The 24580-nt window shown below is 55.0% G+C and carries 24 protein-coding genes; 3 read left to right on the top strand and 21 right to left on the bottom strand.

All coding sequences use genetic code 11. The features are described 5' to 3' along the window. Positions 1–5 precede the first annotated feature (5 nt). From IB226_RS17045 to cysG, 14 genes are all read right to left on the bottom strand, one after another. A complete protein-coding gene (locus tag IB226_RS17045) occupies positions 6–1259 on the bottom strand; it encodes an MFS transporter (protein ID WP_225608337.1) in 1254 nt (417 codons plus the stop codon). A 424-nt stretch (positions 1260–1683) separates the two neighbouring features. Further along, complete coding sequence (gene rpoS, locus IB226_RS17040; protein ID WP_007893257.1) at positions 1684–2682, bottom strand: RNA polymerase sigma factor RpoS; 999 nt, start codon at positions 2680–2682, stop codon at positions 1684–1686. Between the two features lie 48 nt (positions 2683–2730). Next, the gene (nlpD, locus tag IB226_RS17035; protein ID WP_192236513.1) at positions 2731–3846 is read right to left on the bottom strand and encodes a murein hydrolase activator NlpD; all 1116 of its coding nucleotides are present in this window, start codon (positions 3844–3846) and stop codon (positions 2731–2733) included. A 172-nt stretch (positions 3847–4018) separates the two neighbouring features. Then, positions 4019–4645: a protein-L-isoaspartate(D-aspartate) O-methyltransferase gene (locus tag IB226_RS17030; RefSeq protein ID WP_008104533.1), complete on the bottom strand. Its 627-nt coding sequence runs from the start codon at positions 4643–4645 to the stop codon at positions 4019–4021. Continuing rightward, entirely contained in the window at positions 4639–5400 is a 762-nt protein-coding gene (surE, locus tag IB226_RS17025; protein WP_154155446.1) for a 5'/3'-nucleotidase SurE, read from the bottom strand. The genes IB226_RS17030 and surE overlap by 7 nt, the downstream gene beginning before the upstream one ends. After that, a complete protein-coding gene (gene truD / locus IB226_RS17020) occupies positions 5381–6424 on the bottom strand; it encodes a tRNA pseudouridine(13) synthase TruD (protein WP_192236512.1) in 1044 nt (347 codons plus the stop codon). The genes surE and truD overlap by 20 nt, the downstream gene beginning before the upstream one ends. After that, a complete protein-coding gene (gene ispF / locus IB226_RS17015; protein WP_061719965.1) occupies positions 6421–6903 on the bottom strand; it encodes a 2-C-methyl-D-erythritol 2,4-cyclodiphosphate synthase in 483 nt (160 codons plus the stop codon). Before ispF ends, truD begins: the two co-directional genes overlap by 4 nt. Then, positions 6903–7619 carry a 2-C-methyl-D-erythritol 4-phosphate cytidylyltransferase gene (gene ispD / locus IB226_RS17010; RefSeq protein ID WP_192236511.1) on the bottom strand — a complete coding sequence of 239 codons (717 nt, stop codon included), beginning with the start codon at positions 7617–7619 and terminating at the stop codon, positions 6903–6905. The genes ispF and ispD overlap by 1 nt, the downstream gene beginning before the upstream one ends. Positions 7620–7622: 3 nt before the next feature. Beyond that, entirely contained in the window at positions 7623–7940 is a 318-nt protein-coding gene (gene ftsB / locus IB226_RS17005) for a cell division protein FtsB (protein WP_101762604.1), read from the bottom strand. 171 nt (positions 7941–8111) lie between these two features. Beyond that, a complete protein-coding gene (locus tag IB226_RS17000) occupies positions 8112–8432 on the bottom strand; it encodes a DUF3561 family protein (RefSeq protein ID WP_101762603.1) in 321 nt (106 codons plus the stop codon). A 55-nt stretch (positions 8433–8487) separates the two neighbouring features. Further along, positions 8488–9093 carry an adenylyl-sulfate kinase gene (cysC, locus tag IB226_RS16995; RefSeq protein ID WP_008104549.1) on the bottom strand — a complete coding sequence of 202 codons (606 nt, stop codon included), beginning with the start codon at positions 9091–9093 and terminating at the stop codon, positions 8488–8490. Further along, positions 9093–10520, bottom strand: a complete 1428-nt coding sequence (gene cysN, locus IB226_RS16990) for a sulfate adenylyltransferase subunit CysN (protein WP_192236510.1) — start codon at positions 10518–10520, stop codon at positions 9093–9095. The genes cysC and cysN overlap by 1 nt, the downstream gene beginning before the upstream one ends. A gap of 10 nt (positions 10521–10530) precedes the next feature. Then, complete coding sequence (cysD, locus tag IB226_RS16985; protein ID WP_007893231.1) at positions 10531–11439, bottom strand: sulfate adenylyltransferase subunit CysD; 909 nt, start codon at positions 11437–11439, stop codon at positions 10531–10533. Positions 11440–11448: 9 nt separating this feature from the next. Further along, positions 11449–12864: a siroheme synthase CysG gene (gene cysG / locus IB226_RS16980; RefSeq protein ID WP_192236509.1), complete on the bottom strand. Its 1416-nt coding sequence runs from the start codon at positions 12862–12864 to the stop codon at positions 11449–11451. A 248-nt stretch (positions 12865–13112) separates the two neighbouring features. On the opposite strand from cysG, the gene IB226_RS16975 reads away from it, so the two are divergent. After that, positions 13113–14135, top strand: a complete 1023-nt coding sequence (locus IB226_RS16975; RefSeq protein ID WP_192236508.1) for an aminopeptidase — start codon at positions 13113–13115, stop codon at positions 14133–14135. A 9-nt stretch (positions 14136–14144) separates the two neighbouring features. Beyond that, the gene (locus IB226_RS16970; RefSeq protein ID WP_192236507.1) at positions 14145–14429 is read left to right on the top strand and encodes a YciI family protein; all 285 of its coding nucleotides are present in this window, start codon (positions 14145–14147) and stop codon (positions 14427–14429) included. Between the two features lie 259 nt (positions 14430–14688). Here the strand turns inward: IB226_RS16970 and IB226_RS16965 are convergent, their stop codons facing one another. The 3 genes from IB226_RS16965 to cysJ are packed head-to-tail and all read right to left on the bottom strand — an operon-like array spanning position 14689 to position 18946. Next, on the bottom strand, positions 14689–15423 hold the full coding sequence (locus tag IB226_RS16965) for a phosphoadenylyl-sulfate reductase (protein ID WP_192236506.1): 735 nt from the start codon (positions 15421–15423) through the stop codon (positions 14689–14691). Then, a complete protein-coding gene (gene cysI, locus IB226_RS16960; protein WP_101762597.1) occupies positions 15420–17144 on the bottom strand; it encodes an assimilatory sulfite reductase (NADPH) hemoprotein subunit in 1725 nt (574 codons plus the stop codon). The genes IB226_RS16965 and cysI overlap by 4 nt, the downstream gene beginning before the upstream one ends. After that, complete coding sequence (gene cysJ, locus IB226_RS16955; protein WP_192236505.1) at positions 17144–18946, bottom strand: NADPH-dependent assimilatory sulfite reductase flavoprotein subunit; 1803 nt, start codon at positions 18944–18946, stop codon at positions 17144–17146. The genes cysI and cysJ overlap by 1 nt, the downstream gene beginning before the upstream one ends. Positions 18947–19243: 297 nt before the next feature. Between cysJ and queD the strand changes: the two genes are divergently transcribed. Next, positions 19244–19603 carry a 6-carboxytetrahydropterin synthase QueD gene (queD, locus tag IB226_RS16950; RefSeq protein WP_167391191.1) on the top strand — a complete coding sequence of 120 codons (360 nt, stop codon included), beginning with the start codon at positions 19244–19246 and terminating at the stop codon, positions 19601–19603. A gap of 54 nt (positions 19604–19657) precedes the next feature. Here the strand turns inward: queD and queE are convergent, their stop codons facing one another. The 4 genes from queE to mazG all read right to left on the bottom strand — a co-directional run bounded on the left by queE (position 19658) and on the right by mazG (position 24523). Continuing rightward, entirely contained in the window at positions 19658–20329 is a 672-nt protein-coding gene (gene queE / locus IB226_RS16945) for a 7-carboxy-7-deazaguanine synthase QueE (protein ID WP_110868307.1), read from the bottom strand. A gap of 149 nt (positions 20330–20478) precedes the next feature. Further along, positions 20479–21777 (bottom strand): phosphopyruvate hydratase, encoded by a 1299-nt coding sequence (gene eno, locus IB226_RS16940; RefSeq protein WP_101762594.1) that lies wholly within the window; start codon positions 21775–21777, stop codon positions 20479–20481. A gap of 75 nt (positions 21778–21852) precedes the next feature. After that, positions 21853–23490, bottom strand: coding sequence for a glutamine hydrolyzing CTP synthase (gene pyrG / locus IB226_RS16935; RefSeq protein ID WP_007891723.1), 1638 nt, complete (start codon positions 23488–23490; stop codon positions 21853–21855). A 241-nt stretch (positions 23491–23731) separates the two neighbouring features. Then, positions 23732–24523, bottom strand: a complete 792-nt coding sequence (gene mazG, locus IB226_RS16930) for a nucleoside triphosphate pyrophosphohydrolase (RefSeq protein ID WP_192236504.1) — start codon at positions 24521–24523, stop codon at positions 23732–23734. Between the last annotated feature and the right edge of the window lie 57 nt (positions 24524–24580).

Here is a 24580-nt window from a genome sequence, read left to right as displayed (position 1 = left end):
GGTATTTATTCGGATTTGCTGGCCGTGGTCTTGGAAGGAGCGTTACGCTCTATTTTTGGTTGGGGATCACGAATAAAGAATGTCATGACGCCGCCAGCAAAATAGAGAACGGAGAAAGTAATAATCACGTGCTTGATTTCAAATGACAGGCCGAACATTAGTGCGGCAACCGCCGGACCAATTAGATTACCGAAACCACCACCCAGATTTTGCACCGAAACCGCAGCGCCTTTATGCTGCGGCGCCAGCATCGGGAAAATCGCCCCCATTGGCACAAAGGAGGTGAGCGTTAAGGCTAATAACAGCGCGCAGACAATGGCTAACGCCAGATTACCTGGGAAAAATGAGGGTAAAAAATAGAAAGCGGCAGTGGTAATCGTGCATCCGAAGAAACCAAACCAGCGCATCTGAAAAATCCAGCCAATACGATCGCCAATAATGCCCCAAAGCACATTGGTTATTGGTTGAACCAGGAAAAATACGCCCCAGATAGTCGCCCACTCTTTAGTAGAAAATCCTAATTCACGGGTGAAATAGATCGGCATAAATACCGGCAGGCCAAATAATGCCACATTACATAAGATGCGTGTTATCAGCGCAAAGAACATACTGCGGTCTTCGAAGATCAAGGTTATTCCGCGCGATATTTCGCGTAATTTTTCTTTGTGACTGACGCCGTTACTATTTAGATTGTGTTCACTCTGAGTTTTAACCGTAAACAATATAATCACACCGCCCACCGCAGCAAACAGCAGTGAAAGCCAAAGCGTATTGATGAACCCAATTTCAGGCACCAGAAGGCCGGAGAGGAAGGAAGCGGTAATGCCATAACCAATGGTAAACATCGACCATATCCAGCCGGTTGCGGAGGCAAGTCGATGCTCAGGCGTGCGCTGCACCACTAATACATAGAATCCATAAAAGAACAGCGGATAAGCGAAGCCGCGCAACGTATAACTCACCAACATTAAGGTAAAGTTATTTTCACTTACGCCAAAATAAACAAATACGGCATGTAACACCATCCACCAAATAGCGCCGGTGAGCATAATTTTCTTCGGACCATAAATTTCACTGACGGCACCGGAAAGCCAACTTGAAACTGCTGCCGTTAACGCATAAACGGTGAAAACTAATGAAACTTGTTTTTCTCCATAGCCGAGATCGTAGAGATATCGGGAGAGATGAGCCAGTTCGATGCCATCGCCGGTCATGAAGATGGCCATCGCAATATATCCCCATAGCAGAGATATTGGCATCCCAAAAACCACTCTGGAGTATTGTGACTTTGTACTGCTGCTTTGCACACACATTGTTCTTCTCACTCCCTTTTAGTTATTCATTGCTTGAATATCCTGGTGATACAGCGAGCAAGAAAATGGCATAGCACCATGTTAAAAACTTTTATCAGAGTGACATGGAGAAAGGAAATAAGGCAAAATTGCAAAGAAAGTCGTGCGCAACATTACAATTCTCTAAATGAGAGCAAGATAAATTGAGCATTTATTAGATGTTTAATTAACATCTAATGGATTTAATTTACGTTTATCTATTTAGGTGAGGGTTTAAGTGATAGCGTTAAAAGATTTTACTTTGATCAATTAACAAGTGCTGTATGTATATTTTAACCAATAAAAAAGCGGTGGTTTTCACCACCGCTTCTTGTATTAACCACGTATTCTGTTATTCACGAAACAGTGCTTCGATGTTCAAACCTTGCGTCTGCAGAATCTCACGCAGACGACGCAGTCCCTCCACCTGAATCTGACGTACGCGTTCACGGGTCAACCCGATTTCACGACCGACATCTTCGAGCGTTGCCGCTTCGTAGCCTAACAGGCCGAAACGACGCGCCAGCACTTCACGCTGCTTGGCATTCAGTTCAAACAACCACTTAACGATGCTCTGTTTCATATCATCGTCTTGCGTGGTGTCTTCCGGACCGTTGTCTTTCTCATCGGCCAGGATATCCAGCAGCGCTTTTTCGGAATCGCCACCCAAAGGTGTATCGACCGAGGTAATGCGCTCATTGAGACGCAGCATACGGCTCACGTCATCAACAGGCTTGTCTAGCTGCTCGGCAATCTCTTCAGCACTTGGCTCATGATCAAGCTTGTGCGAAAGTTCACGCGCGGTACGCAGGTAAACATTTAACTCTTTAACGATGTGGATTGGCAGACGGATGGTACGGGTTTGATTCATAATCGCCCGTTCAATTGTCTGACGAATCCACCACGTGGCGTAAGTTGAGAAACGGAACCCACGTTCTGGGTCAAACTTCTCTACGGCGCGAATCAAGCCGAGATTACCCTCTTCAATCAGATCCAGCAGCGCCAGACCACGATTGCTATAACGACGGGCAATCTTTACTACCAAGCGTAAGTTACTTTCAATCATGCGGCGGCGAGATGGAATGTCACCCCGCAGTGCACGGCGCGCAAAGAAGACTTCTTCTTCTGCCGTCAGCAGCGGTGAATAACCAATCTCTCCGAGGTAAAGCTGCGTCGCATCCAAAACGCGTTGCGTCGCACCCTGTGACAACAGCTCTTCTTCCGCTACGTCGTTGTTATCACCAGGTTCGTTCTCAACGAGAGCCTTCTCATCAAAAACCTCAGCTCCGTTGTTTTCCTCGAATTCCGCATCTTCATGTAAATCGTTAACTTTCAGCGTATTCTGGTTCATTAGCGGCTCCTACCCGTGATCCAAGGGCAGAACCAAGGTTCTGCCGGATTATCGCTGCGGTAAATAACGCAACGGGTTTACGGATTTCCCCTTGTAACGAATTTCAAAGTGCAATCGTACTGAACTGGTACCGGTGCTACCCATGGTAGCGATTTTTTGCCCCGCCTTAACTTCCTGTTGTTCCCGGACCAGCATAGAGTCGTTATGGGCGTAGGCGCTCAGGTAGTCATCATTGTGTTTGATGATGATTAAATTACCGTACCCACGGAGCGCGTTGCCTGCGTACACCACTCTTCCCGAAGCTGTGGCGACAACAGGTTGTCCACGCGAACCGGCGATATCGACCCCTTTGTTTCCGCCTTCCGCAGCGGAGAAGTTATCGATGATCTTCCCATCAGTCGGCCAACGCCAGCTTCCCACTGGAGTTGTGCTATTAGTCGTGCTGCTGACTGTAGGTGGTGCGACAACCGGAGCTGTGGTCGTTGCCACATTATTTGCTCCTTTCGACGGCAGCAATTTGCTACCCGACGAATTACCCGAATCATCAGAATACGTAATAACAGGTTGCTGTGCAACAGGGGTGGATTTAATTTGCGTCTGGCTCGGTGTAACTGGCACGCCGCCCTGCGTTGCATCGGCGGCAGTAATCGCGTTTCCACCGGTAATGGTCTGGCCGTTACCATTACCAACCTGCAGCGTTTGCCCGGCGTTCAAGCCATACGGGGCTGCAATATTGTTACGCTGTGCCAGATCGCGGAAATCGTTGCCGGTAATCCAGGCAATGTAGAACAGGGTATCGCCACGTTTTACGGTATAAGTTTCACCACCGTAGCTACCTTTAGGAATATTCCCATAATTGCGATTGTACACAATGCGACCATTTTCCGTGGCCACATTGTTATTGTCACTTACCATTCCACCTGACGGTTGTGTCGATGGTGTGCCGCCGCTTAACATTCCGCCACGTGGCATCGCGGGCACAGCGCTGTTTTGCGAAGAGATCATGCCGCCGCTTGGGGCTGAAGCCATACCGCTATCGCCGCTATTACCACCAATCTGGCTAATGGGTGCCTGTGTATTATCGCCAGAACTACAGCCCGCCAGCCAAAAACCTACCAATGAAAGTGCCGCCAAACGGCGTAATTGAAATGCTGTGCTTCCCATGCTCACTGATCCCCCGTGATGGCAACCCTGAATATAAATGTGTAACGGCGTTAACCGCATTATCCACTGCGCGTAACGTTAAAAACGGTTTTTAGCATTGATAAACAAGGATAGTAACAATATCAACTGTGCCGTGCCATGTAACAGTTGTGAAGAATTGCGTAATGATGTCCTAGGCCAGATCGCCCTGAACCAACGGCACAAAGCGCACGGGTTCGATGATTTCTTCAATCAATTCATCGCCCTGACGACGCAAACGCTTCAACACCTGCTGATCCTCACCAACTGGCAGCACCATTTTGCCGCCGTCACCTAATTGCGCTATCAGCAAAGTCGGAATTTCAGGCGGTGCGGCGGTCACGATAATGGCATCAAACGGACCACGCGTCGCCCAGCCCTGCCAGCCATCGCCATGCCGGGTAGAGATATTATGCAGATCGAGTTGCTTGAGGCGACGCTTAGCCTGCCACTGCAAGCCCTTGATGCGTTCGACGGAATAAACATGATTAACCAGATGCGCCAGAATCGCGGTCTGATAGCCAGAACCGGTGCCGATTTCCAGCACGCGCGATTCCGGCGTGAGCTCTAACAAGGCGGTCATGCGCGCCACCATGTAAGGCTGAGAGATGGTCTGGCCGTTGCCAATCGGCAGCGCAACGTTTTCCCACGCTTTATGCTCAAACGCCTCATCGATAAAACGCTCACGAGGCACATCGGCAATGGCTTTCAGCAGGTGTTCATCATGAATGCCCTGCGCGCGCAGCTGCTCCAATAGCGTTTCGATGCGGCGATTCACCATGCGAGTTTTACCTCTGCCTGGATTAGCCAGTCACTCAATACTTCTTGTGCCGCATGCGCGGTCAAATCCACATGCAGCGCGGTCAACGAAACGTAGCCCGCATCCACCGCAGCGAAATCGGTATCCGGGCCTGCATCCAGCTTTTGCCCCGGCGGGCCAATCCAGTAAAGCGGCTGGCCGCGCGGGTCTTCGGTGCAGATAACCTGATCGGCGGGATGGCGGCTGCCGCAGCGGGTCACGCGGAAACCTTTGATCTCCGCTAACGGCAAATCAGGCACGTTGATATTGAGAATACGGCCGGTACGCAGCGGAGCGCGCGACAGCGCACGTAACAGCGTACAAGTGATGGATGCGGCGGTGTCGTAATGCTGATGTCCGTTGAGCGAAACGGCGAGCGCAGGCAAGCCAAGATGGCGCCCTTCCATTGCCGCAGCGACGGTACCGGAGTAAATCACATCGTCGCCAAGATTTGGACCGGCGTTGATGCCGGAAACCACGATGTCGGGCCGCGGCTGCATCAGCTTGTTCACGCCGAGGAACACGCAGTCGGTCGGCGTGCCCATCTGCACCGCGATATCGCCGTTTTCATGTGTAAAGGTACGCAGCGGCGTCTCCAGCGTGAGCGAGTTTGATGCGCCGCTACGATTGCGATCGGGCGCGACAACCTGCACCTCGGCAAACTCACGTAAAGCACGCGCCAGCGTCTGAATACCCGGCGCATGGATTCCATCATCGTTACTCAGCAATATCCGCATCGTTACCTTCTTGTTGGAGAAGCTCACGCACCACGCTGGTGGCAAAACTGCCGGCGGGCAGCCAGAACTGCATCTCCAGCGTCACATCGTCCCACCATTCCCAGCGCAGATCCTTTGGCACCACCAGCATTGCTCGACGCGCGGCATCAACCCGCTCGCGCTCAAGCAGTGTAATCAATTCTTCTGCGCCTGCCAGGCTCTGCTGCTCAAAAAGCAGCGCGTTGCCTTGCGGACCCGCATCACCGCGACCCGGCAGCGGCGCAGTGATGCGCAGTTGATGATTATCGATGCGCTGCTGCACGTCAGGCAACTCTTCCGCCTGCGCCACGAACCAGCTGCCGCGACCGGCCAGCTGTACCGCATCGCCCACCTGCACCACATCCAGTGCGCCATCACGCTGCAAACGCGCGCTGGTCACCTGATTGAACAGATGGCTGCGGGTCGCTGACAACAGCAGACTTTTCATATTGCGATCGCGCGGACGGAATGTCTCTTTCGCCCACTGTTTCGCCTGCGTCAGGTTGTTGCCGCCACGACCAAAGCGCTGCTCACCAAAGTAGTTCGGCACGCCGCGCTGTTGAATCTGCTGTAAACGTGCGTCGACTTCACGGCGATCGGAGATCTGACGCACCACTAAGCGGAACGCATTGCCCGCCAGCGCGCCGGTACGCAGTTTGCGTTTGTGGCGAATCACCTGCAGGATTTCAACGCCTTCCAGCTGGAATCCGGCCAGATTCGGCATGCCATTGCCGGGCACGCGGAAACAGAGCGTTTGCTCGGTGACGGCATGACGATCTTTCATGCCGGCATAGCTAAGGTCGCGCACCGGCACGCCGAGAAATTTGGCGATGGCTTCAGCGACAAAGCGCGTATTGCAGCCAATTTTGCGGATGCGCACCAACAGCTGTTCACCTTCGCCATCATAGGGATAGCCAAGATCTTCAATCACCACGAAATCTTCGGGATTGGCTTTGATGACGCCGGTGGCAGTCGGCACGCCGTGCAGGTAATGCAGTTCACTCATGCCTGATCGGCCTTTATCAGCAGCGCAACCGCTTCACAGGCAATGCCTTCGCCACGCCCGGTAAAGCCCAGCTTTTCGGTGGTGGTGGCTTTGACGTTGACGTCATCCATATGGCAACCGAGATCTTCGGCGATATTGACGCGCATCTGCGGCACATGCGGCAACATTTTCGGTGCCTGCGCAATGATGGTCACATCAACGTTACCGATGCGATAGCCTTTCAGCTGAATCCGACGCCAGGCTTCGCGCAGCAAACCGCGGCTGTCAGCGCCTTTAAACGCCGGATCGGTATCCGGGAACAACTTGCCGATGTCGCCCATCGCCACCGCGCCGAGCAAGGCATCCGTCAACGCATGCAGCGCCACATCACCATCAGAATGGGCAATAAAACCGTGTTCGAAGGGAATACGCACCCCGCCAATCACTAACGGACCTTCGCCGCCAAAAGCGTGAACGTCAAAACCGTGACCGATACGCATCATGCGCTCTCCTGTAACTGAATCTGGGTAAGATAGAAGGCCGCCAGCGCCAGATCTTCTGGCCGCGTCACCTTAATATTGTCGCTGCGTCCCCTCACCAATTCCGGGTGATAACCGCAATACTCCAGCGCCGACGCTTCATCGGTAATGGTAGCGCCTTCATGGAGTGCGCGCGTCAGGCAAGCGGTGAGCAGTTGATGCGGGAAAAATTGCGGCGTTAACGCGTGCCATAAATCTTCGCGTTCGACTGTGTGAGCGATGGCGGTTTTGCCCGGTTCGGCGCGCTTCATGGTGTCGCGCACCGGCGCCGCCAGAATTCCGCCAACCTTGCTGTACTCACGTACCGCCAGCAGACGTGCTAAATCGTCCGGATGCAGGCAAGGACGCGCAGCGTCATGCACTAGCACCCATTCGCTGTGTTGAATGGCGTTTAAGCCCGCCAGCACTGATTCGGCGCGCGTGTCGCCACCGGTCACGCGGAGAATACGGGAATCCTGCGCCAGCGGCAGTGAATCGAACCAGCCATCATCATTGCTGACCGGCACAATCACCTGTTTTACCGCAGGATGTGCCAGCAGACGTGCGACGCTGTGTTCAAGAAGGGTGAATTGACCAATGGTCAGATACTGTTTTGGGCAGGCAGCCTGCATTCGGCTGCCCACACCTGCGGCGGGCACCACGGCAATCACATCCGCAAGGATCGGGCGCTTGTTCATGGCTTATCGTTGTTGATTTTGCGCAGCTTGTTGCGCGTTACGTTTGTTCTGGTCTGGCACCAGACGATAGAAAGTCTCACCGGGCTTAATCATGCCCAGTTCATTACGTGCGCGTTCTTCGATCGCTTCAGAGCCGCCATTGAGATCGTCAATTTCGGCGAATAGCTGATCGTTACGCGCTTTAAGCTTGGCGTTATTCGCCTGTTGTGTCGCGACGTCTTCGTTGACGCGCGTATAGTCATGAATACCGTTCTTACCCAGCCACAGGGAATATTGAAGCCATCCCAGCAGCACGAGTAGCAGTAACGTCAGTTTTCCCATCCCCGCCCCCTGAAAAACGGCCCAATCATCCCATAACTTGACGCTGGACTCCACTGCGACGGCGAAAATGCCGCGCACGGGCGTTTAGCCGTGCAAATAATGCCAGAGTGGGAGGCGAGACGGCAGGTAAAGTTTTGTAACCTGCCGATGCGTTTGCACATCAGCTGGGCGTTACCAACCGGAGAGAAATGAGAACAGCAGCCAGAACAAGCACACCACCACAATCGCCGTGGCGATCCCGCTCCAGAATAAGTGAGTGCGGATCATCAGGCTGAGCACGATACCAATCAGTACCGAAACCGGCAGCAGCGCGAGGAAGAATGGCCAAGTGTAGAGGAAGAAGAACAGCGTGTTGGAGCCGTAGAGCATGAACGGAATCGCCAGTGCGCACCAGTACGAGAGAAAGCCAAACACGCCGCCCGGCAGTGATGAGCGAGACTCATCCGGGGTGCGTTCATCTTTACGGGCTAGCATGGGCGTTACGTTCTGCATAGAGATCCTGTTGACGCTAAGCGCGGCAAACCCAAAGGGATTTGCCGCTGTCGGTTCAGGATCTGATGATATCGCGGTGACGCAGCAGGTCTAACAATTGGCCGGCGAGTTTTGTAACCAATTGTTCGCCATCAAGGTGGATTTCCGGGGCGTCTGGCGCCTCGTAAACGCTATCGATACCGGTGAAATTACGCAGCTCACCGGCACGGGCTTTTTTGTACAAACCTTTGGGATCGCGCGCTTCGCACACGGCCAACGGCGTATCGACAAACACTTCGATAAACTGCCCTTCAGCCAGCAGATCGCGCACCATGTTGCGTTCCGCGCGATGTGGCGAGATAAAGGCGGTCAGCACCACCAAACCTGCATCGACCATCAGTTTCGCCACTTCGCCGACACGACGAATGTTCTCTTTACGATCGTCATCGCTGAAGCCGAGGTCACGGCACAAACCGTGACGCACGTTGTCGCCATCCAGCAGATAGGTGTTCACACCGGCCCGATGCAGCGCCTGCTCCAGCGCGCCGGCCACGGTGGATTTCCCCGAGCCCGAAAGCCCGGTGAACCACAGCACCACGCCTTGATGGCCGTGCTGCTGTTCGCGCTCCTCGCGCGTTACCGGATGATCGTGCCACACCACGTTTTCATCGTGTTGCGCCATTACTTGCCACCCAGCAGATCGCGCGCGTTCCAGTGTGGGAAGTGACGACGCACCAGCGCGTTCAGCTCCAGCTCGAAATCGCTGAACTGGCCCGCTTGCGTACGCACATCGGTCAGCGGCTGATTGATCATGCCCGCGCCCACCGTCACGTTGCTCAGACGATCGATAAAGATCATGCCGCCAGTCACCGGATTCTGGCGATACGCGTCCAGCACCATCGGTTCGTCAAAGGTCAGTTCGACCAGGCCGATACCGTTAAGCGGCAGGCTGTCCACGGCGCGCTTCTCCAGCGAGTTGATCTCCACCTGATGGATCACTTTCTCAACGCGCGCGCGGGTTTTCTTACCGGCGATCTTCACTTCGTAACTTTGCCCGGGCTGCAGCGGCTGTTCCGCCATCCACACCACGTCAACGGTGGCGGATTGCACCGCTTGCAGCTCGGCTTCCGCATCCACCAGCAGATCGCCACGACTGATGTCGATCTCATCTTTCAGCACCAGCGTAATCGCTTCACCGGCACCCGCTTCAGGCAGGTCGCCATCGAAGGTGACGATGCGCGAGATGGTCGATTCCACGCCCGATGGCAGCACTTTCACGCGCTGACCGACGTTGACCACACCCGACGCCAGCGTACCGGCATAACCACGGAAATCGAGGTTAGGACGGTTCACATACTGCACCGGGAAACGCATTGGCTGATGATCCACCACGCGGTTCAATTCAACGGTTTCTAATACGTCGAGCAGCGTTGGGCCGCTGTACCACGGCATGGTGACGCTGGGCGTTGCCACGTTATCGCCTTCCAGCGCCGACATCGGCACAAAGCGAATATCAAGGTCTTCCGGCAGTTGCGCGGCGAAATCGAGGTAATCCTGTTTGATCTGCTCAAAGGTCTCTTGCTTGTACTCCACCAGATCCATCTTGTTGATGGCGACCACCAGATGCTTGATGCCCAGCAGCGTGGAGATAAAGCTGTGACGACGCGTCTGATCCAGCACGCCTTTACGCGCATCGATCAGCAGGATCGCCAAATCGCAGGTCGATGCACCGGTCGCCATGTTGCGGGTGTACTGCTCGTGTCCTGGCGTGTCGGCAATAATAAATTTGCGCTTCTCAGTGGAGAAATAGCGATACGCCACATCAATGGTGATGCCCTGCTCGCGCTCGGCCTGCAAGCCATCAACCAGTAACGCGAGATCCAGCTTCTCACCCTGCGTCCCGTGACGTTTGCTGTCGTTGTGCAGCGAGGAGAGCTGGTCTTCATAAATTTGACGCGTGTCGTGCAGCAGGCGACCAATCAGCGTACTTTTGCCGTCGTCGACGCTACCGCAGGTCAGGAAACGCAGCAGGCTTTTATGTTGTTGCGCGGTCAGCCAGGCTTCTACGCCGCCCTGATCGGCAATCTGTTGTGCAATAACGGTATTCATCTGCGTCTCCTTAGAAATAACCCTGACGTTTCTTCATTTCCATCGAACCGGCCTGGTCGCGGTCAATCACGCGTCCCTGGCGTTCACTGGTGGTGGAGACCAGCATCTCTTCAATAATTTCCGGCAGCGTCTGCGCCTCTGATTCCACCGCGCCGGTCAACGGCCAGCAGCCGAGCGTACGGAAACGCACCATGCGCTGCTTGATCACTTCACCTGGCTGCAGATCGATACGGTCATCATCGATCATCATCAGCATGCCATCACGCTCCAGCACCGGACGCGGCGCGGCAAGGTAGAGCGGCACGATCTCAATGTTTTCCAGGAAGATGTACTGCCAGATATCCAGCTCGGTCCAGTTGGAGAGCGGAAACACGCGGATGCTTTCGCCTTTGTTGATCTGGCCGTTATAGTTGTGCCACAGCTCAGGACGCTGGTTTTTCGGGTCCCAGCGGTGGAAGCGATCGCGGAAGGAGTAGATACGCTCTTTGGCGCGCGACTTCTCTTCATCACGACGTGCGCCGCCAAATGCCGCATCAAAACCGTATTTGTTCAGTGCCTGCTTCAGGCCTTCGGTTTTCATGATGTCGGTGTGCTTGGCGCTGCCGTGCACGAATGGGTTGATGCCCATCGCCACGCCTTCCGGGTTGCGATGCACCAGCAGCTCCGCGCCCATCGCTTTCACGGTGCGATCGCGGAACTCGTACATTTCACGGAATTTCCAGCCGGTATCAACATGCAGCAGCGGAAACGGCAGCGTGCCCGGATAGAAGGCTTTACGCGCCAGATGCAGCATTACCGAGGAGTCTTTACCGATGGAGTACATCATCACCGGATTGCTGAACTCGGCCGCCACCTCGCGGATGATATGGATACTCTCTGCCTCCAGCTGGCGCAGATGAGTAAGTCGATTTTGGTCCATAATTTTTCCTCAAGCCAAATTGACAACGGCGGACTCGCGAGCCCCCTGCTGTGCCGAATGTTGGAACCAGGCCAATTGCCCGTGCAAATTTACGACTTCGCCAATCACTAACAGTGCTGGCGTGGGCGCGGCCGCAGCCAGCGCCTCCAGTTGATCCAATGTGCCGGTCAGCACCTGCTGATCCTGACGTGTGCCGCGCCCAATCACCGCCACCGGCGTGGAGGCGGCGCGGCCATGTTCGATAAGCCCGGCAGCGATTTCCGCCGCTTTCACCGTGCCCATATAAATCGCTAAGGTTTGACGTGCGCGCGCCAGCGACGGCCAATCAATGCCGTCGCCATCCGCGCGACAGTGACCGGTAATAAACAGCACGCTCTGCGCGTGGTCGCGATGGGTCAGTGGAATACCGGCATAGGCGGTTGCGCCTGCTGCAGCGGTGATGCCCGGCACCACCTGGAACGGAATACCCGCGGCCTGCGCCGCCTGCAGCTCTTCGCCACCGCGGCCAAAAATAAACGGATCGCCGCCTTTCAGGCGCACCACGCGTTTACCCTGTTGCGCCAGCGTCACCAGCATCTGATTGGTCTCTTCCTGCGGCACCGAATGCGCACCGGCGCGCTTACCGACGCAGATGCGGTCGGCATCGCGCCGCACCAGTTCAAGCACTTCGTCGCTGACCAGATGGTCATACAGCACCACATCGGCCAGCTGCATCACCTGCAAGCCACGCAGCGTCAGCAAACCGCTGTCGCCCGGGCCGGCGCCTACTAGCGTGATTTCGCCCTGATTGTCGCTATCGTTTTCCAGTTCGTGATCCAGCGTACGCCGCGCTTCATGGACGTTACCCGCCGCCATCTGGCTGGCGAACAGACCGTTAAAGGCGCGCTCCCAGAAGCGACGGCGGTCAGACATGCGGTGATAGCGCTGCTTCACCTTGTCGCGCCACTGCCCAGCCACTTCCGCCATCTGTCCGAGATTGGCCGGCAGTAACGCTTCAATTTTTTCACGCAGCAGACGCGCCAACACCGGCGCGGTGCCACTGGAGGAGATCGCCACCACCAGCGGTGAACGATCGACAATCGACGGGAAGATAAAGCTGCACTTCGGCTGATCGTCCACCACGTTCACCAGCTTGTGGCGCGCATTGGCGGCATCGAACACCTGCGCGTTAAGCGCGTTGTCATCGGTAGCGGCAATCACGAGGAACACGCCATCCAGCTGCGCCGGATCAAAGCGTTCAGCGATCCATTCAATCGCCTCAATTTCCAGCAGCGCCTGCAGCTCATGACCGAGTTCGCGCGCGGCGACCAGCACGCGCGCACCGGCACGCCGCAGCAGTTCTATTTTGCGCGCCGCGATGTCGCCACCGCCGACAACCAGCACCGGACGGCTTTTGAGATCGGCAAAGAGAGGCAGATAATCCACGTTAACCTTGCTAGTTTTACAATAAGTTAACGCGACTATACGTCCCGCCCTTCCAGCAGATGAAATTACGAATTGGAATGAGTAGTTACCGAATGGAATAACGACCCAGGATTGCTGATAACATTTTGTGCTTAACAAATGATATTGCTGGTGTTTCGGAGCAAATCAAATTGTGCAAGCGTCGTCACAGTTTCATACTAAGTCGGAATTTTTTTAGCATGACCGGATGTCAGAAAAGGACGCTAACTATGTTTGCCACTCTCCGCCGCACTGTGCTGGCTGCACTGCTTGCGGGCGGTTTGCCTTTCTTTGTTCAGGCTGCGAGCAACAGCACGCCAGGGCATTTTGCCGAACAGCAGCTTCGCCATATCGCCACCTATTTTCCCGGCCGCATGAGCGGCAGTCCCGCCGAGTTGCTGACTGCCGATTATCTGCAGCAGCAGTTTAGCCAGCTGGGATATCAGAGTAATACCCGCCAGTTTAAAACCAGCTATAGCTGGCTGGAGAAAAAGGGCGAGAGCCGCACCCACAAAGTTACGGCTACGTCGGTGATTGCCGCGCGGGCCGGTGAAGTGCCGCAGGAGATCCTGATCGTTACGCATCTGGATACCTGGACGCCGCTCAGCCGCCACGAAGCCGATAACAATCTCGGCGGCCTGCGTTTGCAGGGCGTGGATGATAACGCTTCAGGTTTAGGCGTGATGCTGGAGCTGGCGCAGGCGCTAAGCAAAACGCCGCTGCACTACGGCGTGCGCTTTGTGGCGCTGAGCGCCGGTGAAGCGGGTTTGCACGGCATGGATGATTATCTGGCGCGCATGAGCGCGCAGGAGAAGAAGAACACGCTGCTGGTGATCGATCTGAATAGCCTGATTGTCGGCGATCATCTCTACTTTAACAGCGGCATGAATACGCCAGCGGCAGTGCGCAAACAGACCAGCGCGCGTGCCGTGCAGCTGGCGCACCGTTACGGTATCTCCGCCGCCAGCCACGCGATGACCGCACGCGATTATCCCGGCGTCAATCCGTTCGACAAAGCCGGCATGCCACTGATGGATGTCACCGCCGCCAACTGGACGCTGGGCAACAAAGATGGGCAGCAGCAGCGCGCGCGTTCCAGCCACTTCCCGGAAGGCAATGTGCGCCATCAAACCGAGCGCGATAACCTCAACTACCTCGATCACTGGCTGCCTGGCCGCATCACCCAGCGCACGCATGACAGCGTGAAGATTCTGCTGCCGCTGCTGACCGAGCTTGCTAATCCGACAACCTGAGGATTCCCTATGTACGTGGTATATCTGAACTATTTTCGTCCGGTAGAAGAAGTCGAAGCGTTACTGGAACCGCACATTAGCTGGCTGGATCGCTATTTCGCTAACGGCGTGTTTATCGCGGCGGGACGCAAAGATCCACGCACGGGCGGCGTGCTGTTGGTGAAGGATATTGATCGTGCGCGATTAGATACCATCCTGGCGGAAGATCCGTTTGTGGCGGTGGCACATTATGAAGTGACGAAAGTGAATATGACGCGTGCGGCGGAAGAGTTTGCGGGGTTGCAGGGGGTTTGATTGTGCTGGCAGTCCTCTACTCGATTGTGCTGGCTGTCCCCCATCCCGGCCTTCCCCCGCTAGCGGGGGAAGGAGACGCTGCCACATGCAGCTTCAGAGCTCACATATGGCAGCATCTTCCTCCCCCATTTATGGGGGAGGACCGAGGAGGGGGACAGCGAGCACCAACTGGCAGCATCTTCCTCCCCCATTCATGGGGGAGGACCGAGGAGGGGGAAAGCGAGCACCAACCAAGGAGGGGACAGCCAGCACCTACCAATCAACCTTCATGCAACCCGCACTCGCGCTTCAGGCCGAAGAAGCGTGTCTCTTCCTCTGCCATGCCCGGTTCCCACTTTTTGGTGGTATGCGTATCGCCCACTGACAGATAACCTTCATCCCACAACGGATGATATTTCAATCCGTGTTGGGTCAGATACTGATGCACCTGACGGTTATCCCAATCAATGATCGGCAGAATCTTGAACACGCCGCGCTGCACCGCCAGCACCGGCAAACTGGCGCGACTGCCAGACTGATCGCGGCGCAGGCCAGCAAACCAGGTTTGCGCGCCCAGCGTTTCCAGCGCGCGGTTCATCGGTTCCACTTTGTTGATCTGGTTATACTGCTCAATCCCTTCGACGCCCTGCTCCCACAGTTTGCCGTAACGCGCTTCCTGCCATGCCGCTGAGGTCTCCGCACTGAAGATTTGCAGGTTGAGATTGAGCTTGTCGGTCAGCTCATCAATAAAGCGGTAAGTTTCCGGGAACAGATAACCGGTATCGGTCAGGATCACCGGAATGTCCGGCTTCTGCTGCGTCACCATATGCAGCAAAACCGCCGCCTGAATACCAAAGCTGGATGACAGCACAAATGCGCCCGGCAGCTGTTCTAATGCCCAGCCCACGCGTTGTTCAGCGGAGAGTTTCTCCAGCTGCACGTTGCTTTCCGCCAGCGCCATGATGCGGTCAACTTTTGATGAACCATTCAGTGCTGCGAGATCGAGTACCGTCATACTGCCTCCGAGTCCCAGAAATCACGGGCGGGATCAACCACGGCTTTAATGATGCCGGTGCGAATCACGAAGTCGCCGAAGCCTTCGTTGGCCTGACGCTCGGTTGCCCAGCGCGCCACCAGCTCATCAATGCTGGCGAGGATTTCGCCTTCGTTGATGTTCTCGCGGTACATGCGTGGAATGCGCGTACCTTCGCGGTTGCCGCCAATGTGTAAGTTGTAACGGCCCGGCGCTTTGCCCACCAGACCCAACTCCGCCAGCAAAGCACGGCCACAACCATTTGGGCAACCGGTAACGCGTAACACTATGTGCTCTTCGCCGACACCATGCTTATGCATGATCTCTTCCACTTTGGTCACGAACGACGGCAGGAAGCGCTCGGCTTCGGCCATCGCCAGCGGACAGGTCGGGAACGCCACACACGCCATCGAGTTCTCACGCTGCGGCGTGACCGCTTCCATCAAACCGTGTTCACGGGCGATGGCTTCGATCTGCGCTTTTTGCTTCTCCGGCACGCCAGCCACAATCAGGTTCTGGTTAGCCGTCAGACGGAAATCGCCCTGATGGATTTTGGCAATTTCGGCGATGCCGCGCTTCAGCGGACGGCCAGGATAATCCAGCAGACGGCCGTTCTCAATGAACAGCGTCAGGTGCCATTTCTCATCGATGCCTTTCACCCAGCCAACGCGATCGCCGCGCGAGGTGAACGCATACGGACGAATCGGTTCGAAGGTCAGACCGGCACGCTTTTCCACTTCCGCTTTGAAGGTTTCAACACCGACGCGTTCCAGCGTGTATTTGGTCTTGGCATTTTTACGATCGGTACGATTCCCCCAGTCGCGCTGCGTGGTGACCACCGCAGCCGCCACGTCGAGGATCTTCTCGACCGGCAGAAAGCCGAATTCGCTTGCGGTGCGCGCATACGTTGCTTTGTTGCCGTGATCAATCGACAAGCCACCGCCCACCAGCAGGTTAAAGCCAATCAGCTTGCCCTGCTCGGCGATGGCGATGAAGTTCAGGTCATTGGCGTGCAGATCGACATCGTTATGCGGCGGCACCACCACCGTGGTTTTAAATTTACGCGGCAGATAGGTTTCGCCAAGAATCGGCTCTTTATCGGTGGTGGCGACCTTCTCTTTGTCCCACCAGATTTCCGCGTAAGCGCGGGTTTGCGGTAACAGATGCTCTGACAGCTTTTTCGCCCACTCGTACGCTTCCTGATGCAGCTCTGATTCCACCGGATTCGAGGTGCACAGCACGTTACGGTTCACGTCGTTGGCGGTCGCCAGCGCATCCAGCCCGACTTCGTGCAGCATCTGGTGCGTCGGCTTGACGTTCTTCTTCAGAATGCCGTGAAACTGGAAGGTCTGGCGGTTGGTCAACCGGATGCTGCCATAAATGGTTTTATCGGTGGCGAATTTATCAATTGCCAGCCACTGCGTTGGCGTGATGATGCCGCCCGGCAGACGGCAACGCAGCATCATGGCGTGACGCGGTTCGAGTTTCTGCGCTACACGCTCGGCACGAATGTCGCGGTCATCCTGCTGGTACATACCGTGGAAACGGATCAGCAGGAAGTTGTCGCCGGTGAAGCCGCCGGTCAGGCCATCGTCGAGATCGTCGAGGATGGTGCCGCGCAGGTAGTTGCTCTGTTTTTTCAGACGCTCAGCGTCGACCAGCTTGCCTTCAACGACCAGCGGTCCAGGATGTTTTTCGCTCATTAGTAAACGTCTCGCTGATAACGGCGCTCAATGCGCAGCTCACTTAAAAATTCGTCAGCCGTTTCACGATCCATGCCGCCGTGTTCGACCACCACATCCAGTAATGCCTGCTCAACGTCTTTCGCCATACGATTGGCGTCGCCGCAGACGTAAAGGTGTGCGCCTTCCTGTAACCAGCTCCACACCTCCGCACCTTTGGCGCGGATTTTATCTTGTACGTAAACCTTCTCGGCCTGATCGCGCGACCATGCCAGATCAATATAGGTCAGCAGGCCATCTTTGACATACTTCTGCCACTCCACCTGATAGAGGAAATCATCGGTGAAATGCGGGTTACCGAAGAACAGCCAGTTTTTACCGCCTGCGCCATCGTTATCGCGCTGCTGCATAAAGGCGCGGAACGGCGCGATGCCGGTGCCCGGACCAATCATGATCACTGGCGTTTCCGGGTTAGCCGGTAAACGGAAGTTATCGTTGTGCTCGATGAAGACGCGAATTTCGCCATCCTCTTCGATACGATCCGCCAACCAGGTTGAGGCGCCTCCGCCGCGCTGGCGACCGTCGATTTCAAAGCGCACCGCACCCACGGTGATGTGCACTTCGGTTTCGTTCTCCGCCTGCGATGAGGCGATGGAGTAGAGGCGCGGCGTCAGCGGACGCAGCAGGCCGGTTAATTGTTCGGCATTCAGTTCGGTCGGTGCCTGACGCACCATATCGACAATCGGGAAGCTCTGCGCATAACTCTGCAGCTTCGGCTTATCACCGGCCAGCGCTAGCAGCGCGTCATTGCGGGACAGCGCCGCATACTGTTCGACGATTTGTGGCGTGTTGACCGTCAGTTCGAAATGGGTTTTCAGCGCTTCGGCCAGCGGCAGGGTTTTGCCCTGCACGTCTACCTGCTCGTCACCTTTCAGCCACACCAGCTGCAGCAGTTCCTGCACCAGCTCGTCATCGTTTTCAAACCATACGCCGAGCGCATCGCCCGGCTGGTAGCGCAGGCCAGAATCGCCAAGGTCGATCTCAATGTGACGCACATCTTTATCCGAATCGCGTCCGGTGATCTTCTGGTTGGCCGCCAGGCTGGCCACCAGCGGCTCTTCTTTGGTGTACGGGCTGCTGTCGACCAGATTAACGCTGCCCGCCGCCGTGATGGCGGCCTGTGCTGGCGATTCGCTCGGCACACGCGCTTTCAGAATCTCGGTGATCTGCTGACGCCAGGCGTTCGCCTGCTCTTTGTATTCAACATCGGCATCCACACGATCCAGCAGACGTTCTGCACCCAGCTCAGCCAGACGTTCATCGAAGTCTTTACCGGCTTTGCTGAAAAACTCATAAGAGGTATCGCCGAGACCGAACACCGCAAACGCTGTGCCTGCAAACTTCGGCGCTTTCTTCGACAGCAGGAATTTATGCAGCGCCACGGCCTCTTCCGGCGGCTCGCCCTCGCCTTGGGTGGAAGTCACCACCACCAGCAGCTTTTCCTGGCCGATCTGCTTGAATTTATAATCGCCGGCGTTAACCAGATTGACGCTCAGCTTGGCAGCCAGCAGGTCATCACGCAGTTGCTCAGCCAGGCGACGCGCGTTACCGGTCTGCGAGGCGGAGATCAGCGTAATGGTCGGGGTTTCAGCCTGCACAGGCGCTGGCGCGGCAGCCGCACCCGGCGTCTGATTGACCATGCCCCAGAAATAGCCGGAGAGCCAGGCCATCTGAGTGGTGTTGAAATCCGTGGTCGCCGCCTGTAAGCGCGCGAGTTGCTCCGGTGATAACGGAAGCAGTGAACCTGGTGCCTGAGTCGTCATTGCGTTAAAAATTCCAGTGTCAGAAGTCCGGATCAATATGTTGCGAAAGAGTGCGTAGGTTACCGGGCTGTATATTAACGATTAAATACGCCTTCGACATATTAAATAACCAAAATGACTAAGTGGTTTTTCGGGTAAAGTTAACCAGCAAAAGTGGTAAATGAAGGCGATATGATTCAATGAGTTAATTAGGCGTTTTGCTTGCGGGATGGCGCAAAATGCCCTTTTCGTTGCCAGCGGGTGCGAAAAATCTGCAATTCAGGTAGACTTCAGCGGTTTTTAAGTCTGAGAGCCATTATGTCTACCACGTTATTTAAAGAGTTCCAGTTTGAATCTGCCCACCGCTTACCTCACGTGCCGGAAGGCCATAAATGTGGGCGTTTGCACGGCCATTCATTCCTGGTGCGATTAGAAATTACCGGCGAAGTGGATGCGCATACCGGTTGGGTGATGGATTTTGCCGAACTGAAGGCGAAGTTTAAGCCGCTGTATGAACGCCTCGATCATCACTATCTGAATGACATTCCGGGCCTGGAGAATCCTACCAGTGAAGTGCTGGCGAAATGGATTTGGGATCAGATGAAGCCGATTCTGCCGGAATTGAGTGCGGTAATGATTAAAGAGACTTGCACCGCCGGCTGCGTTTATCGCGGTTGAGGTCAGTGAAGCCGTAACCGTAAGTGAGGTCGCCATGCATGGCGACCTTAGAACTCAGGCAATATTCAGGTATTTGTGCGTCTGCATCGAAAGCCGCCAGTTGCGGGCGATACATGTTTCAATACAGAGCTTCGTTGCCGCATCACCACGGCTGATCGGTTGCAGTGCCACAATGCGCTTTTTATCGTCGTGTAAGCCTGCCAGCAACGCATCTAACGCTTCCACATCACGCTCACGCGCCACCGGATGTTTAATCTCATCTGCACGCTGCAGTGCCTGCGGCAAAACATCATAGCCACCGCGCATGTTCACCTTGGGTGAAACCGTCACCCATGTTGCGTCGGAACACTGCACGTCGTGCGTGCCGCTGGTTTCGATCTGGCAGGCAAAACCCGCCGCTTCTAATTGTTCCGTCAAAGGGCGCAGATCAAAAATCGCCGGTTCGCCGCCGGTGATAACCACATGACGTGCGGTCCAGCCCTGACGTTGGATGGTGTCGATCAACATGGCCGCATCGGCGCTGCCCCACGCATCGCTTTCCACGGTTTTGACCAGAATATCACCCAGCGAGGTCTCCCGATCCGCCCGCTTTTCCCAGGTATGTTTGGTATCACACCAGCTACAGCCCACCGGACATCCTTGTAAGCGGATGAACAGCGCCGGAACACCGGTGTAAAAACCTTCGCCCTGCAGCGTCTGGAACATTTCGTTAATCGGGTAGAACATTATTTACTCACGTCTAAAATTTGAGGCGCAGATTATGGCAGATCTTATGCGCCAGGTCACAGCTGCTTCGTGCCAAATAAAAGCAAAAGCCCCGCACAAGGCGGGGCTTCATTCAGACGATGCTGCCCGCAGGCAACATACTCAGGCGATTACGCCTGGCCTTTAACTTCTTTCAGACCGTTGAACGGTGCTTTGCTGCCCAGCGCTTCTTCGATACGAATCAGCTGGTTGTACTTAGCAACACGGTCAGAACGGCTCATAGAACCGGTTTTGATCTGGCCAGCCGCCGTACCTACCGCCAGGTCAGCGATGGTTGCATCTTCGGTTTCACCTGAACGGTGTGAAATCACCGCGGTATAACCCGCATCTTTCGCCATCTTGATTGCAGCCAGAGTTTCGGTCAGTGAACCGATCTGGTTGAATTTGATCAGGATGGAGTTAGCGATGCCTTTATCGATACCTTCTTTCAGGATCTTGGTGTTGGTTACGAACAGATCGTCACCCACCAGCTGGATTTTGTCGCCCAGCACTTTGGTCTGGTAGGCGAAACCAGTCCAGTCAGATTCATCCAGACCGTCTTCGATAGAAACGATTGGGTACTGTTTGGTCAGGTCTTCCAGGAAGTGGGTGAACTCTTCTGAAGAGAAGGCTTTGTTGCCTTCGCCAGCCAGCACATATTTGCCGTCTTTGTAGAATTCAGATGCTGCGCAGTCCATCGCCAGGGTGATGTCTTTGCCCAGTTCGTAGCCTGCTGCTTTTACCGCTTCAGCGATAACAGCCAGCGCTTCGGCGTTAGAACCCAGGTTTGGCGCGTAGCCACCTTCGTCACCAACTGCAGTGCTCATGCCTTTAGACTTCAGCACTTTCGCCAGGTGATGGAAGACTTCAGAACCCATGCGGATCGCTTCTTTCAGGGTTGGCGCGCCAACCGGCTGAATCATGAATTCCTGGATGTCGACGTTGTTGTCGGCGTGCTCACCACCGTTGATGATGTTCATCATTGGCAGCGGCATAGAGTATTTGCCTGGGGTGCCGTTCAGTTCAGCGATGTGTGCGTACAGCGGCAGGCCTTTAGAGGCAGCAGCAGCTTTAGCAGCAGCCAGTGAAACCGCCAGAATGGCGTTAGCACCGAAGTTTGATTTGTTCTCAGTACCGTCCAGCTCGATCATGATCTTATCGATGTTCGCCTGGTCTTTGGCATCTTTACCGGTTACCGCGTTAGCGATTGGACCGTTAACAGCCGCAACCGCTTTGGTTACGCCTTTGCCCAGGAAACGAGATTTGTCACCGTCACGCAGCTCCAGAGCTTCGCGAGAACCGGTTGATGCACCTGATGGCGCAGCAGCCAGACCAACGAAACCGCCTTCCAGATGCACTTCTGCTTCTACAGTTGGGTTGCCACGGGAGTCGATGATTTCGCGACCGATGACTTTTACGATTTTGGACATTCGATTTTCCTCAGTACAAGTTAGTCAATCCTAAGACAAACAACGCGCGAAAAGTTCGCGCGTTGTTCGTGAAACTTACTTCGCTAAACGCTTCTGGTGTTCCTGCGCGGCTTTCACAAAGCCAGCGAACAGCGGATGACCATCGCGTGGGGTCGACGTGAATTCCGGATGGAACTGACAGGCAACAAACCACGGGTGGTTCGGGATCTCAATGATCTCAACCAGCTGATCGTCGCCAGAACGACCGGCAATATGCAGACCCGCCGCTTCAATCGGCTTCAGCAACATATTGTTTACTTCGTAACGATGACGGTGGCGTTCGGTAATGATTTCAGAACCGTACAACTGACGCACTTTGCTTTCCGGCGTCAACTGGCACTGCTGGCTGCCCAAACGCATGGTGCCGCCCAGATCGCTCTGCTCAGTACGCTGTTCAACGTTGCCCTCTTCGTCACGCCATTCGGTGATAAGCGCAACCACCGGATACTTACAGTCTGGCACAAATTCCGTAGAGTTCGCGCCTTCCATACCGGCAACGTTGCGGGCAAATTCCATCAGCGCAACCTGCATACCCAGGCAAATTCCCAGGTAAGGCACGTTGTTCTCACGGGCGTATTGCGCCGTCATCATTTTGCCTTCCACACCGCGGTAGCCAAAGCCGCCAGGGATCAGAATAGCATCCAGATCTTTCAGTAATTCGACACCGCGCGTTTCAACATCCTGCGAGTCGATCAATTTGATATTCACGGTAACGCGATTTTTCAGGCCACCGTGTTTCAAGGCCTCAATCACTGACTTGTACGCATCCGGCAGTTCGACATATTTGCCGACCATACCGATGGTCACTTCGCCGCCCGGATTGGCTTCTTCGTAAATAACCTGTTCCCATTCGGCCAGGTTCGCTTCCGGCGCGTTCAGATTGAAACGCTTGCAGATGTAATCATCCAGACCTTGCGATTTCAGCATGCCTGGAATCTTGTAGATGGAATCCACATCTTTCAGGGAAATAACCGCTTTTTCTGGCACGTTACAGAACAGCGCGATTTTAGCGCGTTCGTTCGCCGGCACCGCGCGGTCAGAACGGCAGATCAGCACGTCTGGCTGAATCCCGATCGACAGCAGCTCTTTCACTGAATGCTGGGTTGGCTTGGTTTTCACTTCGCCTGCGGCCGCCATATATGGCACCAGCGTCAGGTGCATGTACATGGTGTGTTCACGACCGACATCGACCGCCATCTGGCGAATCGCTTCAAGGAACGGCAGGGATTCGATATCACCCACGGTACCGCCGATCTCGACCAGAACCACGTCATGACCTTCGCCGCCTTCAATGATGCGTTCTTTGATGGCGTTGGTGATGTGTGGAATAACCTGAATCGTGGCGCCCAGATAGTCACCGCGACGCTCTTTGCGCAGCACTTCTGAGTAGATACGACCGGTAGTAAAGTTGTTACGGCGCGACATTTTGGTGCGGATGAAGCGCTCGTAGTGACCTAAATCCAGATCGGTTTCGGCCCCATCATCGGTAACAAATACTTCACCGTGCTGCGTTGGGCTCATGGTACCCGGATCGACGTTGATGTACGGATCGAGTTTCATGATGGTCACATTCAGACCACGTGCTTCAAGGATGGCTGCGAGGGAGGCTGCGGCAATGCCTTTGCCCAGAGAGGAAACGACCCCGCCGGTCACAAAAATATAATTCGTTGTCATGCTGAACCTGAGAGTTTAGGTTTAAAGACGGTGGAATAACCAAGACGGGAAAATAGTATACTTGAAGTCGTCTTAAGCCACAATTGATGAATCACACCATCGTCCTCCACAGGTAAGCCGGTAACATAGCGGATAGCATGGTGCGAAATGTTGATGTACGTCACAAAGTCGCCGCAAGGCTGAATCGAGTAAGCTCAAGCGGCGAATTTATGCGCAGCGCTGGAATAATCGCCAGATTCGCTTACTGTTTGTTCTCGCTCACTTTCACCTGCTGCCAGGCGGCTTCCATTTGGTCCAGGGTCGCATCGCTCATGGCTAACCCTTGTGAGGCGATGATGGCTTCAACTTCACGGAAGCGGCGCTCAAATTTATCATTGGCTTTCTGCAATGCGATTTCCGCTTTGCTGCCTAGATGGCGCGACAAATTGACGGTCGCGAACAGCAAATCACCGATTTCCTCTTCCAGCTTCGCGTTATCCACCACCGCTTGCTGCGCTTCGTGCATCACCTCATCGATCTCTTCATGCACTTTATCCAGCACCGGGCCGAGATTGTTCCAGTCGAAGCCCACCGAGCTGCAACGCTTCTGAATTTTGTGCGCGCGCATCAATGCCGGCAGCGCTTTAGGAATGTCGTCCAGCGCCGAGTGCTGCGATTTTTCTGCGCGTTCGCTGTGCTTGATGGCTTCCCAGTTTTTCAGCACTTCTTCGCTGGTTGCAGCCTGAACATCGCCAAAAATGTGCGGATGACGGCGCTCAAGTTTGTCGCTGATGGCGTTACAGATGTCATTGAAATTAAAGCGCTGCTGCTCATCGGCCATCTGCGCGTAGAACACCACCTGAAACAGCAGATCGCCAAGTTCACCGCGCAGATCGGCAAAATCTTCACGTTGGATGGCATCGATCACTTCGTAGGTTTCTTCCAGCGTGTAAGGCGCGATCGAGGCGAAGGTTTGCTGAAGATCCCACGGGCAGCCGCGCTCCGGGTCGCGCAAGGTTTGCATGATGGTGAGCAGGCGATTTAAGGGCGTCATGAAAGGATCCTTTGGGAAAATTTTGGGAGAGACTGCGCCGGTTACACATACGGCAGC

The organism is Pantoea sp. PNT03, assembly GCF_014852515.1.
Taxonomy (GTDB): Bacteria; Pseudomonadota; Gammaproteobacteria; order Enterobacterales; family Enterobacteriaceae; genus Pantoea; species Pantoea leporis.
Note: the sequence above shows the minus strand (reverse complement) of the source record. Positions and strands in the feature narration are given on the sequence as shown.

Bases quoted from the DNA above. Each gene is read 5' to 3' on its own strand.
- cysN (WP_192236510.1), bottom strand. From the start codon at position 10,520: ATGAATACCGTTATTGCACAACAGATTGCCGATCAGGGCGGCGTAGAA.
- truD (WP_192236512.1), bottom strand. From the start codon at position 6,424: ATGAGTGAACTGCATTACCTGCACGGCGTGCCGACTGCCACCGGCGTC.
- cysJ (WP_192236505.1), bottom strand. From the start codon at position 18,946: ATGACGACTCAGGCACCAGGTTCACTGCTTCCGTTATCACCGGAGCAA.
- surE (WP_154155446.1), bottom strand. From the start codon at position 5,400: ATGCGGATATTGCTGAGTAACGATGATGGAATCCATGCGCCGGGTATT.
- ftsB (WP_101762604.1), bottom strand. From the start codon at position 7,940: ATGGGAAAACTGACGTTACTGCTACTCGTGCTGCTGGGATGGCTTCAA.
- IB226_RS17000 (WP_101762603.1), bottom strand. From the start codon at position 8,432: ATGCAGAACGTAACGCCCATGCTAGCCCGTAAAGATGAACGCACCCCG.
- IB226_RS17030 (WP_008104533.1), bottom strand. From the start codon at position 4,645: ATGGTGAATCGCCGCATCGAAACGCTATTGGAGCAGCTGCGCGCGCAG.
- queD (WP_167391191.1), top strand. From the start codon at position 19,244: ATGTCTACCACGTTATTTAAAGAGTTCCAGTTTGAATCTGCCCACCGC.
- mazG (WP_192236504.1), bottom strand. From the start codon at position 24,523: ATGACGCCCTTAAATCGCCTGCTCACCATCATGCAAACCTTGCGCGAC.
- nlpD (WP_192236513.1), bottom strand. From the start codon at position 3,846: ATGGGAAGCACAGCATTTCAATTACGCCGTTTGGCGGCACTTTCATTG.
- queE (WP_110868307.1), bottom strand. From the start codon at position 20,329: ATGTTCTACCCGATTAACGAAATGTTCCAGACGCTGCAGGGCGAAGGT.
- IB226_RS16975 (WP_192236508.1), top strand. From the start codon at position 13,113: ATGTTTGCCACTCTCCGCCGCACTGTGCTGGCTGCACTGCTTGCGGGC.
- IB226_RS16965 (WP_192236506.1), bottom strand. From the start codon at position 15,423: ATGACGGTACTCGATCTCGCAGCACTGAATGGTTCATCAAAAGTTGAC.
- rpoS (WP_007893257.1), bottom strand. From the start codon at position 2,682: ATGAACCAGAATACGCTGAAAGTTAACGATTTACATGAAGATGCGGAA.
- IB226_RS16970 (WP_192236507.1), top strand. From the start codon at position 14,145: ATGTACGTGGTATATCTGAACTATTTTCGTCCGGTAGAAGAAGTCGAA.
- ispD (WP_192236511.1), bottom strand. From the start codon at position 7,619: ATGAACAAGCGCCCGATCCTTGCGGATGTGATTGCCGTGGTGCCCGCC.
- cysD (WP_007893231.1), bottom strand. From the start codon at position 11,439: ATGGACCAAAATCGACTTACTCATCTGCGCCAGCTGGAGGCAGAGAGT.
- ispF (WP_061719965.1), bottom strand. From the start codon at position 6,903: ATGCGTATCGGTCACGGTTTTGACGTTCACGCTTTTGGCGGCGAAGGT.
- pyrG (WP_007891723.1), bottom strand. From the start codon at position 23,490: ATGACAACGAATTATATTTTTGTGACCGGCGGGGTCGTTTCCTCTCTG.
- IB226_RS17045 (WP_225608337.1), bottom strand. From the start codon at position 1,259: ATGCCAATATCTCTGCTATGGGGATATATTGCGATGGCCATCTTCATG.
- cysI (WP_101762597.1), bottom strand. From the start codon at position 17,144: ATGAGCGAAAAACATCCTGGACCGCTGGTCGTTGAAGGCAAGCTGGTC.
- cysC (WP_008104549.1), bottom strand. From the start codon at position 9,093: ATGGCGCAACACGATGAAAACGTGGTGTGGCACGATCATCCGGTAACG.
- eno (WP_101762594.1), bottom strand. From the start codon at position 21,777: ATGTCCAAAATCGTAAAAGTCATCGGTCGCGAAATCATCGACTCCCGT.